The following is a 16,069-nucleotide window of genomic DNA, read 5'->3' on the forward strand; positions in this document are numbered from 1 at the left end:
CCTCGCGTGGTGGGGGTCCGGGAACGTGGTGTTCATGACGCTCTGACAGACAGCGCCACCGCGTTCCGAGATGCCACGGCGCTTCCTCGCGCCGTGTTCCTGTCAGCCCCCTCCCGAGCGAAGCGAGCCTCTTTGTCTCAGCAGCACTCCCGGCAGCAGTCCCCGCTGCCGTCCGGCACGGACACCACGAATACCGGGGACACGGCTTCGGCCACCGTCGCCGTGTTCGCCTCCCCCGCGAGCTGGATCGAGTCCGACGCCCTCGCGCAGTGCCACCAGGTGGCCGCCCTCGACGGCATGACGCACGTCGCCGCCATGCCCGACCTGCACCCGGGCAAGGGCGCGCCCATCGGGGCCGCCATGACGTCGACCGTGCTGTATCCGTTCCTGGTGGGCTCCGACATCGGGTGCGGCATCGCCGTGTTCCCCATGAAGCTCAGGCGTGCCGTGCCGGAGAAGCTCGCCGCCCGGTTCCCCGATCTCGATCGTGCGCTGGATCCCGAGCGGGATGCCGACGACCCGGCCTGGGCCGTGCTGAAGGGCGAGATTCCCGCCGGTCACGTCGAGGGGCTCGGGACGGTCGGCCGGGGCAATCACTTCGTCGAGCTGGCGCGGATCGACACCGTCTTCGAGCCGGACCACGCGAGCCGGCTCGGGCTCGCCGCCGGCGACCTGGTTCTCATCGTGCACAGCGGTTCCCGAGGGTTGGGCGAGCGCATCCTGCGGACGCACACCGAGGTCCACGGCGCGGGTCCCGCGCCCGACCCCGGCGCCTACCTGGCGATGCACGACGACGCCGTACGCTGGGGGTCGCTCAACCGGCGGTTGATGGCCGCCCGGGTCGCCCACGCCCTGGGGGCCGAGCCCACCGAGCCGCTCGTCGACGAGTGCCACAACCTGGTCGAGGTCCGCGACGGGGTCTACCTGCACCGCAAGGGAGCGGCACGGGGTGACGGCCGCGACGTGCTCATCGCCGGTACGCGGGGCACCCCCTCCTACCTCGTGGCCGCCCATGCCGGGCCGGACGCCGGTCATTCCGTCGCGCACGGCGCGGGTCGCAAGATGTCGCGGGCGGACGCCCTGCGCCGGGGCCGGGCCAAGCACACGATCGAGGAGTTGCGCCGTACGCCGGTGGGGTCGCTGGTGGTGTGCGGAGACCGTCAGCTGCTCTTCGAGGAGGCGCCGACGGCCTACAAGCGCATCGAGCAGGTGATCGCCGATCTCGTTCACCATGACCTGGCCACGCCTGTGGCCACCACGGTTCCGCTCGTCACCTACAAGACGCCCGACCTCGGCCCTGCCTCCCAGCGGGACCGGCGCCGCGAGCGGGGGCGGCGATGAGCGTCCACCTGTTCCTGTCGGCCGGGCGTGGCCCGCAGGAGTGCGCCTGGGCGCTGGCCCGGCTGCTGCGCCGCCTGGAGGCCGACGCCACCCGGCAGAACGTGGAGATCCGCCGGGTCGAGAGCGTTCCCGGTGAGCGGCCGGACACCTACCGGTCGGTCCTGATCCAGATCTCGGGAGCCGGCGCCGAGGCGTTCGCCGCCTCGTGGACCGGGACGCTGTGCTGGCAGGCTCCCAGCCCGTACCGGACCAGCACGAGCCGGAAGAACTGGTACGTCATCGCGCAACCGTGCGAGGTCGACGTCCCGCGCACGACGTTCAGAGAGGCGGACGTCGACGTCGTCGCCTGCCGTACCGGTGGCCCCGGCGGTCAACATCGCAACAAGGCGAGCACGGCGGTGCGGGCGACCCACCGGCCCTCGGGGATCGTCGTCGTGGTCGACACCGAGCGGCAGTTCGGCCTCAACCGCCGCATCGCCATGCGGTTGCTGAGGCAGCGCATCGAGGACGGCGACTCGGCGGCGGAGCGCGCCGCCGTCACCGGCCGTTGGCGCATCCACGACGAGCTCGTACGCGGCAATCCCATTCGTGTCGAACGTCTGGAAAAATCGCCGTCATGAAGCTGCTCTCCGTCAATATCGGCCGGCCTCGCCCCAACCCGTGGAAGGAGTCGGAGTCCACGGGCATCGACAAGCGGCCCGTCGACGGCCCGGTCGCCGTCACCGCCCCCGGCCCCAAGGGCACCGGCGCGGTCGGCCTCGCCGGTGACCGGGTCTATGACGTGAAGCATCACGGTGGTTCCGACCAGGCCGTCTACGCCTACGCCCGCGAGGATCTCGACGAATGGGAGTCCGAGCTGGGCAGGTCGCTCTCGAACGGGGTCTTCGGGGAGAACCTCACGACCTTGGGGCTGGACGTCAACGGCGCCCTGATCGGTGAGCGTTGGCGGATCGGGCCGGACCTCGTCCTGGAGGTGACGTGCCCGCGCATCCCGTGCTCGACGTTCCAGGGGTGGCTGGAGCGTGAAGGCTGGATCAAGCGGTTCACGCAGGCCGTCCGGCCGGGCGCGTACCTGCGCGTGATCGAGCCCGGTGAGATCCGCGCCGACGACCCGGTCGAGATCGTGCATCGTCCCGACCACGACGTGACCGTCGCGCTCGTCTTCCGTGCGATGACCCTGGAGCCGAAACTGCTGCCGCGACTGCTCGTCGCCGACGCGCTGCCGGAGAAGGACATGGAAATGGTCCGCCGGCGCACCAACGCGTAGGCGCCGGTTTCAGGGGATCACCTCGTAGGCGGGCAGCCGCCCTCTTTCGCCTTCGCCCTTCTTCCGCCTTCGCGGCGGTGATAGTTGATCATCCGCGACGCTCACGCCCTGATGCGGCGGACGTCGAAACCCGGGGCCTCGCCGCCTTGACGGCCGGCTCGAAGGCTCCGTGATAGCGGTCACCGGTATCGGTGACGAGGACTTCGGTCATGGCATTCCTTACGGGAGGCGAGCGCGTGGCCGCTGTACGGCCGTGTTGTCCTGCCTGGTCACTGCCCTGCGCGACTGCTGTACGGCCACGTTGTCCTGCTCGGATACTGCCCCGCGCGGTCGCGGGCCACGCGTCGGACCGCCTGTCAGCCCTGTAAGGAAGCCCTTCGAACAGGCTGACAACACGATCTCGTTGTGGACAGCGCGAGCGATCCGAAACTGTGGATCCCGCCGCAGAAATCCCCTCCAGTGTCCGAAACCAGGAGAACCCATGAAGTTGCCTTCATACGCCGCCGCCCTCGTGGCGGCCGCCCTGTTCGCCCCCTTGACGGGAGCGTCCGGGGTGTCGGCGGCACAGGCGGCCGACGCGAGGGTCCTTCCGAGCGTGAACATGGAAGCCACCCTCAAGGCGGCCCAGATCGACCCGCGACGGCCTGACGACACGCTGACCCCGGGGGCGAAGGCGAGCGTGCTCCTCGTCGAGCGGGCGCTGCGCGATCGGCGCCTGCTCGATTCCAAGTGGGTGGACGGTTACTTCGGCAGCACGACGGTCGCCGCCTTCGCGAAGTTCCAGCGGTCGCTCGGCTTCACCGGTCTCGCCGCCAACGGCCTGCCGGGCAAGGCGTCGCTCACCAAGCTCGGGGCCGGCCGCTTCAAGGTCACCGACGTCGTCGTGCCGGGGGGCCGGGTGTCGTTCGGCGGGGGCGTCGTCAACACCCGCACGCGGAGCATGCTGGTCGAGGCGAATCGGCTGCTCGGCCGCGATCTCGTGCTGTTGCAGGGGTCGTACAACCGGGGCGGGGATCCCACGTCCGCGGGTACCCACGACGGCGGGGGCGCCGTGGACATCTCGGTCAAGGGGATGAGCTCCGCCACCCGTACCGCGGCCGTCCGCGCGTTGCGACGGGTCGGCTTCGCGGCATGGCTGCGCACTCCCGCTCAGGCCGACTGGCCGTGGCACATCCACGCCGTCGCCATCAACGACACCGACCTCTCCGGCCAGGCCCAGAACCAGGTCGGCGACTACTACCTCGGCCTGAACGGGCTCTCCGGCCGTGGTCCCGACGACGGCCCGAAGGTGGCCATCCGCACTTGGGAGGAATACCGGCGTCGCTGACCATCCAAAGCCCTGTCCGAAGCCCTGACCGCGCGGGCACCCGGACCGCGCGCCCCCCTGGCTCCCCGGCCGCACGCATTCCACCCCGTATGACTCCATACCGCACGCATTCCACCTCGTACACACCTCAAGGCCGCACCCCCGGGCCACATCTCAGGCCCACACCAGGCCGTACCGACACCTCAGGCCGTACAGGACACCCCAGGCCGCACAGACACAAGGAGAAAGAACAGCATGAGAACGCGTAACAGGATCCTCGCCGCCGTGGCCTCCGCGATGGTGCTCGGCGGAACGGCCGTCGCCGTCGCCCCGCCCGCCTCTGCCGCCGACCGCAACGGCGTCTGTGAGACCGGCGAGTTCTGCTACTACTTCAACAGCAACAACCAGGGGTCGGTCTCCGACTTCACCGGATCCGTCAACGACTACGGCACCAAGCAGCCCTCCTGCTTCGACTACAAGGGACCCGGAAACGGTAAGGGCAAGTGCATCAAGAACGCCGCCGCCTCCGTCTGGAACCGCACCTCCAAAACCGTCCGGGTCCATTTCAACAGCAATTACGGTGGCAGCGTCTACCAGGACTTCAAGCCTGGCGCGAAGGGCAACCTCAAGCCCGGTCTCAAGAACGAGAACGCCTCGCACCAGTTCAGCCCGTCGTCGTCGTCACCGGGACGCGTCAACCTGTCGTCCGCGCTGTACAAGACCAGTGGCGGATACATCAGCTGCGCCTTCGACGGTTACACCAGCACCCCCGGCCGGCATGAGGGCATCGACTTCTACCGTGGCATCGGCACGAACGTCCACTCCCTGGTGAGCGGTCAGGTCATCCACCTCGCGCGCGGGGCCAACGGCGGCTCGGGGCTCTCCACGATCTCCATCTACAACGCCTCGTCGAACAGGACGGTCATCTACCTGCACTCCGCTCCGCGCTCCTCCCTGCGTGTGGGTCAGCAGGTCTCGCGCGGCCAGCTCATCGCCAACGAGGCGTGGCGCGGGGTGTCGTCCAGCGGGGCCGCGCACACCCACGTCGAGGTGCGTCCGGGACGGCAGAAGCTCGCCGCCAAGAGCGTCGGCGACCCGGTACTGAGCAACCCGAACCCGACCTCGTTCTGGGTCTCCCAGGGCTACAACCTCCGCTGAGCGCGGCACGGCTCTCGATTTTCGATGAAGACGACGATGAAGAAGAGGAAGGCGACCGTGTCCCCACGAACCGCACGGCCGATCTCGCGACTCGCCGCCGTGGCCTCCGCGATGGTGCTCGGCGGAGCGGTGCTCGCCGTCGCACCATCCGCTTCGGCCGCCTCGGCCGCCGGCCGTAACGGTGTCTGCGAGAGCGGCGAGTTCTGCTACTACTTCAACAGCAACAACCAGGGGTCGGTCTCCGACTTCACCGGATCCATCGGTGACTACGGCACCAAGCAGCCCTCCTGCTTCGACTACAAGGGACCCGGAAACGGCAAGGGCAAGTGCGTCAAGAACGCCGCCGCCTCCGTCTGGAACCGCACCGCCAAAACCGTCCGGGTCCACTACAACAGCAACCACGCCGGTAGCACCTACCAGGACTTCAAGCCCGGCGCGAAGGGTAACCTCAAGCCCGCGCTCAAGAACCAGAACGCCTCGCACCGGCTGATGGGCTCCTCGTCGCCGAGCCACTGCAAGACCGACGGCACGCACAGCAGGATGCCCACGACGATCCTCGTCTACCGCAAGTCCCTCAACCGCGTGGACCGGGTACCGTTCAAGACCTACATCAAGAACGTCCTGCCCAACGAGTGGCCGTCGTACTGGCCGAAGGAGTCTCTCAGGGCCGGGGCGATCGCCGTCAAGAACTTCGGCTGGTACTGGGCGCTGAACTCGGCGAGCAGGACGCCGAGCGGCGAGTGCTACGACGTCTCCGACCACACGTCCAGCCAGGTGTACAAGCCCGGCTCCGCGACGGCGGCGACGAACGCCGCGGTGGACGCGACGTGGGGCACCCGGTTGACGCGCAACGGGAAGATCTTCAGGGCCCAGTACTGCGCGACGACGACGGCGTGCGGCCACTGGGTCACCGGTGACTGGATGTCGCAGACCGGCTCCCGCGACAAGAGCAGGGCGGGCTGGAGCCACTCCAGGATCCTCAAGTCCTATTACAGGGGGATCGTTCTCGGTTCCTGACCTCTTTCGAAGACCTCCCCGCGTTCCCCGTCGTGCGTCGCACGGCGGGGAACGGGCGTTCGGTCCTGGGCATCGAGGGCGTCCTCCCGATGCGGCCGACGGGCCGGGAAGCCGGTCGGTCGATGGGGCAAAAGCCCCGCTGGGAGGTGCTCACCTCCATCGTCTCCGTCAGTCGACGATGATCTGGAAGTTGAGCGGCCGGCCTCCGGGGAACGCGACCCGTCCCTCACCGTCCATCATCTTGAACCGCACGTAGCACAGGCCCGGGTTTCTCGGCGTGGTGATCTCGGTCCGGATGTCGACGATCTCTCCGGGGCGGGTGTCCTTGATCGGTACGTCGGAGATGGTCTGACATTGGTCGGGCTGCTGCGGGAGGTCGAGGCGCCGCAGTGAGTATCCCTTCCATGGCACGGTCCCGGCGTTCTTGAGCCGCCACACCTTGGTCCTGGTCCGGCCGGGGCCGACGCTCGTGCAGTCGGGGAGCGTGATGTCCCCGATGAACACCGCGGAATCCCCCTCGTTCGCGGGCGGATCGTACGGCGGGTTGGTCGGGACCACCGGGCAGTCGGTCGCCGCAAGCAATGCCCTCGACGGGCTGCCCGACGGGGCCGGGCCGCGATCGTCGTTCCCTGAGTCGCGGTTGACGACCACCGCGATGAGGACCGCCGTCCCCACACCGACGGCCGCCGTCGCGAGCGCCGCCGCTGCCGGGCGGGGCAGCCGGAATCGCCCTCGGCCTCCGGACGGTTGGGGGACCTGCCGGGCGTCGCCCACGATCTCGCCGGGCGGTGGCGGCGGAGTCGTCGCGGGTACGGGTGCCTGAGGCTCACCGGCCGCCGGTGGAACGTACGACCCGACGACGATGCGCATGGAGCGATCTTCCGCGGCTGCCGCGGTTTCAGGGGCCGCCACGGCTTCCCCGGCCTCCGGGGCGGGGACCGCGAGCCCACCGGGCGGACCGGCCACCGGGGGGCCGACGCGGTTCGCGGGATCTCCGGCGCTCACCGACCTGACCGCCAGGTTCGCCCTCTCCCAGCGTTCGCGGTACGCGGCCGGGTCCGCGCCGCACGCCTTGACGAACTCGACGGTGGTCTCCCAGCTCGGGAGCCGGTTGCCTTTCGTGGCCTCGTGCAGTGTCGTGTGCGAGATCGCCCCCGACCGACCGGACATTTCCCGAAAAGGTGGGTTGCCGACAGATTTGCGAAGTTCTCGCAGAGCCGTCGCGAAGCCCTCGATCGCCTTCACCCGTGCAGGCATGTCATCCACCGGAGTGAAGCTAACAGCGCCCACGCTGTTTACTCAAGCTTGACCCCACGGCGACGGGGGAAGTAAGGCGGCCGGTCTCGATGCCGCTCAGCACCAGGTACGTGCCGCACAACGTGGTCCGGCCGTCCCGCTCCTCCTGCCGGATCGACTCCCATCGATCGGGTCGTCACTCCTACGTCCCGGCGCACCGGTGGCGTACCGAACCGGCGCCGCCTTCACCGGGCCGGCCGCGTCAGGGGCGAGCCTCGTCGTACGGAACCTGGGTGGTACGGGACGACCTGAGAAGGAATCCGGCCGCGGCGGCGGTGAAGAACATCAGCACGCCGTAGGTGGCGGCGGGGATCGCCATCTGGGTGTTGTTCAGCAGCGTGAGCGCGACCGCGATGGACAGCGTGGCGTTGTGGATGCCGATCTCCATGCAGGAGGCGACGGCCTGGCTGCGCTCGATCCTGGCCAGGCGCGGCACCCAGTAGCCGATGGCCAGGCTGATCACGCTGAACAGCAGTGTGATCAGGCCGACCGAACGGATGTAGTCGCCGAGGTTGTCCAGCTCCTGCAGCAGAGCGCCGAGGATCACCAGGACCAGGATGACGGCGGAGGCGATCTTCACGGGGGTGTTCATCCGCTCGGCGAAGCGCGGCACCCACGCCCGGACCGCCATGCCGATCGCGACGGGGACGAGCACGATCGCGACCACCTGGACGGTCTTGTCGAACTGCAGGCCCAGCGCGGCGGAGTCGGCGGCGAAGTAGTTCAGCGACAGGTTGGTGACCAGCGGCAGCGTGACGACGGCGAGCACGGAGTTGATCGCGGTGAGCGTGACGTTGAGCGCGACGTCGCCGCCGAACAGGTGACTGTAGAGATTCGCCGTGGTCCCGCCGGGAGAGGCGGCCAGGAGCATCATGCCCACGGCGAGCGCGGGCGGCAGGTCGAAGGCGAGCACCAGACCGAAGCAGATCACCGGCAGCAGCAGGACCTGACAGGCGAGCGCGACCACGGTGGCCTTGGGATAGGCGGCGACGCGGCGGAAGTCGGCGATCGTGAGGCTCAGACCGAGACCGAACATGATGATCGCGAGGGCGATGGGCAGGAAGACACCGGCAAGGGCCATGGGGGGTGGTCCTCTTTCCTCTTTTTCCTCGGATTTCCTGGGACGTCTCCTCGGGGCGGGGCGGAGTCGGCGTGGCGGGAGCCGGTCATCGCGGGCGACGCCTGCGCGGCGTCCGCGATGTCACGGAAGATCGGGGAAGGTGACCGCGCCCACTCCCGCGGAGACGGTACGGACAGGGGGCACGGTGCGGGGTGGGTCCAATGATCACTCACATCTCGGGATAACACCAGGAAAGAACCCAGATCCAACCGGATGCGTGTTCAAGTAGTGATCGTTCGATTTCGCGGGCCGGTTCTCACTTCATCCGGCTTCGATGAGACGGGAAGGATCGAGGTCGCCGTACGGAACGACCTGACGAGACGCGCGGTTCGTCGCCTTACCGGTCGGTGTTGTCCGGAGCAGCCGGAGCGTCGGACTGCTCGGTCGGCTTGATCGGCTCGGGCGACTCCGGTGACTCGGACGGCTTGATCAGCTCGATCGGTCCGGGCGGCAAAAGTCGATCTTCAATCACGGTTGCCACGACGAGGCCCACCAACGTCATGATCGCTAGAACTGATCCGAACAAGATTCCTCCCAGCACCGGCCCCATATCTCCCCCAACAAGCCATATGTGCTGCTTCCCTCACATATCAGGATTATTCGGACACGGTTGGCGAAAATAGGGCTGTTCGGCTTACCGGATCAGGACCAAAGTCCTTCGGCGCAGGTCAGAAAGGTGATCGTGACGTGATGGCCGGGTCCGCCGACCGTCGCGGGCCGCATCGGTAGGCCGGGAGGTCGTCGCTCGGGTACGTTGGGGCCGATGAACGATCAGCGCGCGGAGGTTTCACGGCCGGAGCGTGACCACCGGTCGAACAGACGGACGATGCCCGCACGACCGGATACCTCGGGGAATCCAGGCCCCGCACAGAGGCCGGAGGTCTTCGGGAGGTCAAACACCTCAAAGAGGGCGAACGCCTCAGGAGGTTCGGGCGCCCCGGAGGGCGGGTCGGCGGGTTCGCGCGTGGGCCGGTCGCGTGGGAAGCCGGTGATCGCCTCTCTCGTCGGCCTGGTCCTCGCGATCTCCGGCTGCGCCACCTCGCAGAGCGCCGCCTCACAGGATGCCGCCGCACAGGGCTCCACCTCCCAGGGGACCTCCCCGGACCCCGCCTCCCTGGGCGCCCCCTCGGGGAGCACCGCCCCACCGGCCGCTCCCGGCCAGGAGACGGCGTCACCGGCGGAGGAGTCCTCGCAGCAGACGCCGCCCGCGGGTCAGGTGTCCACCCCGCCCTCCCCGAAGGCGGCGATCCCCACCGACCCGGCGCGGCTGGCCCGTTCCCTGGCCACGACCACCGCGGAGCTCCGGCGCGCCATCGACGCCTGGCGGCGCGACGGCGATCCCGGCAAGGGAGAACCCCCCGAGCCGGTGGTGCTGCTCGCCCTGCACCAGCAGCGGATCTACCGCTACCTCGTCCTCAACCCGCAGGTCGCCGCCCGCACCTACGCCAAGCTGCCGAAGGCCCTGGCCGGGCAGGCGAAGGACAACGTGACGGCCGGCCGGGATCTGCGCTCTCTCGTCCGGCCCATCAGCGGGGCGGTGAAGTTCCGTGTCCAGCCGCCCAAGCCCGCCGACTTCCTGCTAGGTCACTTCCGGTACGCCGAGCGGCGGTTCGGCGTGGAGTGGGAGGTGCTGGCGGCGGTGATGTTCGTCGAGACCAAGTTCGGCCGCGTACGGTCACCGAGCCACACCGGCGCCAAGGGCCCCATGCAGTTCATGCCGAGAACGTGGGACGCCTACGGAATGGGCGGCGACATCCAGGACACCCGCGACTCCCTGCTCGCCGCGGCGAACTATCTTCGCGCGTCGGGGGCACCGCGCGACTACCGGCGCGCGCTGTACGCCTACAACCACTCCCAGGCGTACGTCAACGCGGTGTTGCTGCACGCGCGCCAGATCAAGCAGGACATCAGGAATTACTACGCCTACTACAACTGGCAGGTGTTCGTGGTGACCACCCGTGGAGATCGCCGCCTCACCGGCCCCTGACCCCGCACCCCGCGCCACCTGCCCGTACAGGAGCCACGCACCCCGCGCCACCTGCCCGTGCAGGACACGGGTGTTCGCGGTGACCGCCCGTGGGGACCCCTGTCCCGCACGGGCCATGCCGCCCGTGGAGCCCCTGTCCTGCACGGGCGTTGCCTCCGCGCCGCGTACCGGTGCGGATCTTCGAGCCCCGGCGGAGCGGAGAGTGAATCACTCCGGGGGGAGCAGGTCGGCGGCGGCCTGTTCGATGTCGTCGCACACCTCGAAGTGGGACAGCAGGCCGGTGCGCAGCAGCAGGTGCGCGAGCCCGTCGGGGAGGCCCACCAGAACGAGCCGGCCGGTGGCGGTGTCCTGGACGCGTTGCCGGGTCTGCGCCAGCACCCCCAGGGCGGTGGAGTCGTAGAAGGCCAGCTGTGACAGCTCCAGCACGAGGCGGGGGCCGTCGCTCATCGACCATGCCTCGCCGACGTGGTGGGCGAGCGTGGACGCGGTGATGAAGTCCAGGTGCCCACCGACCTCCAGCACGCTGCAGTGCCCTCGATGGGTCACCCGCACCCACAGCGCCTGATCGTGGTGATCCACTCAGTCCTCCTTGCCCCATAGCGTCGGCGGACCTCCGCGATACCCCGATCGAGAGCGGCGATACCCTCCCTCACGGTTTCAAACTCGCGGAGGTCCCACGGTCAGGGGTTCGGTGGCCGCCACATCGGATACATCGGCGGCCCGCCGGGCATGAAGATCGGGTCGCCGAGGTCCTGATAGCCGTGACGCAGATAGAGCCTGCGGCTGTCGACGCTGCTCGCCTCCAGGTACGCCGGTGTCCCCTCCTCGTCGAGTCCTCGGTGGTACTCCTCGAGCAGCCGGGTCCCCGTCTTCCGCCTTTGGTGCCCGGGGAGCACGGCGAGGAACGCCAGATAGTGGTGCGGGTCGTGGGGGTGGCGCTTGTCCATCTCCTCCCCCATCAGTTCGATGCGCTCGGCGTGGGGACCGGCGAACGACTCGACCCGGGCGGCCCGGTCGGGGATCTCCGGGAGCGGCTCGACCCCCTTGTGGAACCACACGGCGACGGCGGACATGTCGGCCGTCGCGAGGACCTCGCCGTGGACGAGGGCGCTCTCGCTGGTCATGGCGAAGAAGGGGGGCATCACCCGGCGGCGGTCGTCGTCCGACGGGATCATCCAGGCGGAGATCTCCTGCTCGTGGAAGGAGGTGGCGATGATCGCGCCGATGGTCTCCGCGGCTCCCGGCGTGTTCGGAACGCGAATGATCTCGGTCATTCGTTCCCCTTCACGGCCGCCTGGGCGCCGAGCCCGATGTTGGCGTACACGTTCGGCTTGCTGGACCGCAGGGCGAGCCCCCACATGACGCCGAATCCCGCGGCGACGAAGTAGATGGCGGGCATGATCCAGCGGAGCGGGGAGTCGGGGGCCACGCCGAGCACGGTGTCGAAGTTGAGCATGACGAGCACGATGACGACGAACAGCAGGACGGAGGAGATGACCGGGGCGATCCGGGTCCGCCAGGCGTTCTCCGGGGCGGGATTCCTGGCGAAGTAGGCGAATACCGAGACCGAGGTGGCCGCCAGCATCATGAGCAGTCCCAGGCCGCCGAACGATCCGACGGTGAAGAACAGCTGGATGACCGGGTCCAGGCCGAAGAACGCGTAGATGACGATCGTGGCCAGTCCGATGATGCTCTGCGCCACCGAGCCGTTGACCGGGGCACCGGTCCGCGGGGAGGTGCGGCCGAAGGCCGCGGGCAGGACCCGCTCCCTGCCGAGGGCGAAGATGTAGCGGGAGATCGTGTTGTGGAAGGCGATCAGCGCGGCGAAGAGGCTCGTCACGAACAGGAGGCCGCCGAGGGTGGCGATGGTCGCCCCCAGGTGCTGCCCGGCCAGGTTGAACAGGAGGTTCGAACTCTGCTCGCGGGTGGCTTCGACGATCTTGTCCGAGCCGACCGGCACGGTCATCGCCCACGACGACAGGGCGTAGAGGCCGGAGATGACGGCGAGCGCGATGTAGGTGGCGATCGGCACCGTGCGCCTCGGGTCCTTGGTCTCCTCGGAGAACACCACCGACGACTCGAAGCCCGCGAAGGAGGCGATGCAGATCGCGACGACCGCTCCGATGCCGGGGACGAAGAGGTTCGCCGGGTTGAAGACGTCGAGGCTGTAGCCGGACGCCGCCGGGTTGATCAGGTCGGCGATGTCGAACAGCACGACGATGGCGATCTCCGTCAGCAGCAGGACCGAGAGCACCTTTCCGTTCACGTCGACCCGCATCAGCCCGAGCACCCCGGTCAGCACCCAGGCGACCAGCCCGATGACCCACCAGGGCGGGGAGCTGCCGAACCAGTCGGCGATCAGCGGTTCGCCCGCCGCGCCGATCATGCCGTAGAGGCCGACCTGGAGCGCGTTGTAGGCGAGCAGCGCGACCCAGGCGGTCGCCACTCCCAGCGGCCGGCCGAGTCCTTTCGCGGTGTACGCGTAGAACGCCCCGGCGTTGACGACGTATCGGGCCATCGTCACGTACCCGACGGCGAACAGGCCCAGGATGGCTCCGAGCAGGATGAAGGCGAGCGGGACGCCGATCACGCCGGTCGCGGCGTAGGCGGCGGTCACCGAGCCGCCGATGACGGTCAGCGGCGCCGCCGCCGAGATGACGAAGAACACCACGGAGGGTACGCCGAGGCGGTCCTGGGCGAGCGCCTCGGAAACGGCGCTCACCCTGCGTTCTGTCACGGACATGGGGGGATTCCTTGCGGTGAGGGGGGTGGGGGTTCAGCGGCGGCTGATGACGGCGTCACCTACGGCAGCCTCGGTCTGGGCGATCAGTTCCTGGAGCGGCGCCGGGAGGGCGGCGATCGCGTCGGAGAGGTAGCCGGGGTTCTGCTCCCACAGGACGAGGCGGTTGCCGCCGGTCGCGACGAGCAGTCCCAGCAGGACACTGTCCTGGACGTTGAGTGGCTCACGGCGTTGGATCGCGAGGTTGACGCGTCCCGCCGGCCATCCCGCGACGTTCACGTCGACCGGCACCCGCTTCCGCGACGGGCGCCTGCCGGGCGGGCGCAGCAGCCCGTCGTCGACCATCCGGGCCGCCACGTCGGCGAGTGCCGTACGGGCGAGGAAGTGCAACCAGGTACGGAAGCGATGCGAGGGTTCGGCGACGATGTGCTCCAGGGCGGTCCCGGCGACCCGGTCTCCGGGCGGCGCCTCGTCGAGGACAACGAGTTGTACCTGTCCCGCCACCAGTCCCACGGTTATCCGTCCGGCGAGCATCAGTTCTCCCAGAATGGCTGCGGCCAGTCCTAAATCGGTCAGGCGGGCATGAAGCCGCATCCGGCCGGTCGCGTTGTCATGCATGACAAAGAACAGGTCGTTGCCCAATCGGGTTCCTGAAAGATCCACTCCAACCACGAACGGCGATCGTATAGGTAAATCGTTAAATTTGTCATTACGTGAACAAGGTTCTGGCACCCGACACGGATCGGATCGGCAAAAACTAAAGAAACGGACATATGACCAACAACCCCCAGCTACGCCAAGGGGTGTATCGAAAGAACGGACGAATCCAAGAATTTACATATTTTTGGTCACCGGAGACGGCGGCAGGGAGGAAGAGGGCTCCGAGGCCCCGAAGCCGGAGAATGCCCTGCTCAGCAGGCTCAAGAAAGCGCGATCTTGTAAACCCCGGCGAATCCCCGCGAATCATCGCGGGGTTTGATGCGGGCGTTTTTCGAAGTTTGGGACTGACGTAATGCCGTCCCGGCTTCCACCACCCACACGGCAGTGGTATCGGGCGGCGCAGGCATCCGCGCCGAGTCCGAAACCGTGCCCGGCCACCTCGCCGTTTCACGCGTTCAGCCCGCCGACACCACCGTTCGCACGTGGTATCGACGGGCTGAACCGTTTCAGTGCCGCCCTTTCAAGGAGGGCGCTTTCAGCAACCCCGGGCCGCGAAGGCGAGGAACTTGGTGACCTCGTTGCTGTCGAAGTTGTCGTCGGAACCGATCACCAGCGTGCACTCGCCGTTGCGCAGGCGCGGCCCCCAGGCGAGGCTCTCCAGGTTCTGCACCGGCGGCCGCACCGTGCTGAGGTCGGAGACGAGACGCTTCGAAACGGGGCGGTACGGCTGTCCGCCGACCAGGCTGTCGCGGGTCAGCACGTTCGTGGCACCGCGCAGGTCGATCTCGTACAGCTTGGCCTTGTAGTTGACACCCTCGATCCAGGAGCGCTCAAGGGCGAGGTAGCGGTTCTCGTCGATCGCCAGGATCTCCGAGACCCCGCTGTCCGACCTGCCGTTCGCCGGGACCGGTGCCGCCGGGAGCTTGTCGATCGGGTAGGCGTACTGGCCGCGCGGCCGGCCGTCGCGGCCCCACACGGTGATGCGGGCCGTGGCGCCCTTGTCGACGGTCGGCAGCGGGCCGTCCTCGTACCTCGGCCCCTCCGTGACGGCCGCGATGCTCCGTTCCGTGAACGTGAGCCCCTCGAACCCGAGGTCGCGCCGGGGGCCGTTCTCGGTGGAGGTCATCTTCAGGTTGCGGGGAATCGCCAGCTCCCCGAGGTAGCGGCCGTCGGCGCCGCTCCAGCGGACGGACATGTCGGTCACCGGGATGTTGGGATTCTCCGCGTCGGGCCGGTCGCCCTCGTTGGCCCACAGCAGCCTGCGGCTCCACCGGTCGTAACGGATCGCCTCGGGATCGGCGGACCTGGGCCGGCCGGCGGCCGGGTAGGGGCTCCCGCCGGGGCGCCGCAGGGTGGTGACCCCGGTGAGGTTCACCCGGGTGAACGCTCCGGTGACCGGGTGGATGTCAAGACGGCCGGTGTAGAAGCGCGCCGGGTTGTAGCGCCCCCGGTCGTCGGAGACGAAGTACCAGGTGCCGGTGCGCGGGTCACGGTCGAGACCGGAAAGGCCGCCGACGGTGGTTCCGCGGAAGCGCATCTTGTGCGGCAGGCGCTGCTCGCCGAGGAAGCGGGTGATCCGGAGCCCCTGCGGCGGAGCGGCGACCTCCGCCGCGGGCTGTGCGGCCACTGTCGAGGGGCGCGCGACCGCCGCCGACGCCTGCGCGCCGACGGCCCCGAGGCTGACCGCCGTCGCGAGCGCGGCCGCGAGTGCCGTGATTCTTCGCGAATTGGCCATATGACTCTCCTCTTCCCAGAAATGATCCCGAAAGAACTGGCTGGAACATGAGACCGCGATTGGCGGAAAATTTCCACGAGAATCAACAATTCAACGCTCATTGGCCGCTCAATGACAGGGCAGAACAAGCCATTTATCATGCATTTTCCGTCACTGAGTCGGTGATCAGGGCAAGGCATTTCAAAGCATGCGGGCACGGATGTCGGGGACGTCGCCGTACGGGCAGCTCACACCCCGGACGCGTGCCAGGATCAGGCCCGGATGGCGCGGGCCGCGGAGCGCTCAGGCCCCGGACGCGTACGCGCACGGGTATTTCCGGTCACGCCCGCGACCGTCACGTCCGAGGCGGATCCGGCCGGGCGGCACGCGCCCGCACGACAACGGCGCGCACCATTTCCCTGGCGTGTGAATCGCACCGAATTGGATGGCGATCGGCCTGTCA

At 68.6% G+C, this 16,069-nt stretch carries 15 protein-coding genes; 7 read left to right on the forward strand and 8 right to left on the reverse strand.

The window, feature by feature from the left end; translation table 11 throughout:
- Positions 1–132 precede the first annotated feature (132 nt).
- The 6 genes from ABT352_RS15975 to ABT352_RS16000 all read left to right on the forward strand — a co-directional run bounded on the left by ABT352_RS15975 (position 133) and on the right by ABT352_RS16000 (position 6,089).
- A complete protein-coding gene (locus ABT352_RS15975) occupies positions 133–1,341 on the forward strand; it encodes an RNA ligase RtcB family protein (RefSeq protein ID WP_350945572.1) in 1,209 nt (402 codons plus the stop codon).
- The gene (gene prfH, locus ABT352_RS15980; protein WP_350945573.1) at positions 1,338–1,961 is read left to right on the forward strand and encodes a peptide chain release factor H; all 624 of its coding nucleotides are present in this window, start codon (positions 1,338–1,340) and stop codon (positions 1,959–1,961) included. Before ABT352_RS15975 ends, prfH begins: the two co-directional genes overlap by 4 nt.
- Complete coding sequence (locus tag ABT352_RS15985) at positions 1,958–2,608, forward strand: MOSC domain-containing protein (protein ID WP_350945574.1); 651 nt, start codon at positions 1,958–1,960, stop codon at positions 2,606–2,608. The genes prfH and ABT352_RS15985 overlap by 4 nt, the downstream gene beginning before the upstream one ends.
- 481 nt (positions 2,609–3,089) lie before the next feature.
- Positions 3,090–3,935 carry a peptidoglycan-binding domain-containing protein gene (locus ABT352_RS15990; protein WP_350945575.1) on the forward strand — a complete coding sequence of 282 codons (846 nt, stop codon included), beginning with the start codon at positions 3,090–3,092 and terminating at the stop codon, positions 3,933–3,935.
- Between the two features lie 234 nt (positions 3,936–4,169).
- Positions 4,170–5,072: a peptidase inhibitor family I36 protein gene (locus ABT352_RS15995; RefSeq protein ID WP_350945576.1), complete on the forward strand. Its 903-nt coding sequence runs from the start codon at positions 4,170–4,172 to the stop codon at positions 5,070–5,072.
- 57 nt (positions 5,073–5,129) lie between these two features.
- Positions 5,130–6,089, forward strand: a complete 960-nt coding sequence (locus ABT352_RS16000) for a SpoIID/LytB domain-containing protein (protein ID WP_350945577.1) — start codon at positions 5,130–5,132, stop codon at positions 6,087–6,089.
- A gap of 168 nt (positions 6,090–6,257) precedes the next feature.
- Here ABT352_RS16000 and ABT352_RS16005 read toward each other — a convergent pair whose 3' ends face one another.
- The 3 genes from ABT352_RS16005 to ABT352_RS16015 form a co-directional block, all read right to left on the reverse strand.
- Positions 6,258–7,259 carry an NBR1-Ig-like domain-containing protein gene (locus tag ABT352_RS16005; protein ID WP_350945578.1) on the reverse strand — a complete coding sequence of 334 codons (1,002 nt, stop codon included), beginning with the start codon at positions 7,257–7,259 and terminating at the stop codon, positions 6,258–6,260.
- A 328-nt stretch (positions 7,260–7,587) separates the two neighbouring features.
- Positions 7,588–8,466 (reverse strand): bile acid:sodium symporter family protein, encoded by an 879-nt coding sequence (locus tag ABT352_RS16010; RefSeq protein WP_350945579.1) that lies wholly within the window; start codon positions 8,464–8,466, stop codon positions 7,588–7,590.
- A gap of 376 nt (positions 8,467–8,842) precedes the next feature.
- Positions 8,843–8,998, reverse strand: coding sequence for a hypothetical protein (locus ABT352_RS16015; protein WP_350945580.1), 156 nt, complete (start codon positions 8,996–8,998; stop codon positions 8,843–8,845).
- A gap of 495 nt (positions 8,999–9,493) precedes the next feature.
- Between ABT352_RS16015 and ABT352_RS16020 the strand changes: the two genes are divergently transcribed.
- Positions 9,494–10,492, forward strand: a complete 999-nt coding sequence (locus ABT352_RS16020; RefSeq protein ID WP_350945581.1) for a lytic transglycosylase domain-containing protein — start codon at positions 9,494–9,496, stop codon at positions 10,490–10,492.
- Between the two features lie 207 nt (positions 10,493–10,699).
- On the opposite strand, the gene ABT352_RS16025 is transcribed toward ABT352_RS16020, so the two are convergent.
- The 5 genes from ABT352_RS16025 to ABT352_RS16045 form a co-directional block, all read right to left on the reverse strand.
- Positions 10,700–11,071: an STAS domain-containing protein gene (locus tag ABT352_RS16025; protein WP_350945582.1), complete on the reverse strand. Its 372-nt coding sequence runs from the start codon at positions 11,069–11,071 to the stop codon at positions 10,700–10,702.
- Positions 11,072–11,172: 101 nt separating this feature from the next.
- Positions 11,173–11,766: a GNAT family N-acetyltransferase gene (locus ABT352_RS16030; RefSeq protein WP_350945583.1), complete on the reverse strand. Its 594-nt coding sequence runs from the start codon at positions 11,764–11,766 to the stop codon at positions 11,173–11,175.
- A complete protein-coding gene (locus ABT352_RS16035; protein ID WP_350945584.1) occupies positions 11,763–13,235 on the reverse strand; it encodes an APC family permease in 1,473 nt (490 codons plus the stop codon). Before ABT352_RS16035 ends, ABT352_RS16030 begins: the two co-directional genes overlap by 4 nt.
- Before the next feature lie 33 nt (positions 13,236–13,268).
- On the reverse strand, positions 13,269–13,964 hold the full coding sequence (locus ABT352_RS16040; RefSeq protein ID WP_350945585.1) for a GOLPH3/VPS74 family protein: 696 nt from the start codon (positions 13,962–13,964) through the stop codon (positions 13,269–13,271).
- A gap of 463 nt (positions 13,965–14,427) precedes the next feature.
- Entirely contained in the window at positions 14,428–15,627 is a 1,200-nt protein-coding gene (locus ABT352_RS16045) for an esterase-like activity of phytase family protein (protein WP_350945586.1), read from the reverse strand.
- Between the last annotated feature and the right edge of the window lie 442 nt (positions 15,628–16,069).

Origin of the sequence: Streptosporangium sp. NPDC000563, from assembly GCF_040299985.1 — a bacterium.
GTDB lineage: Bacteria > Actinomycetota > Actinomycetes > Streptosporangiales > Streptosporangiaceae > Streptosporangium.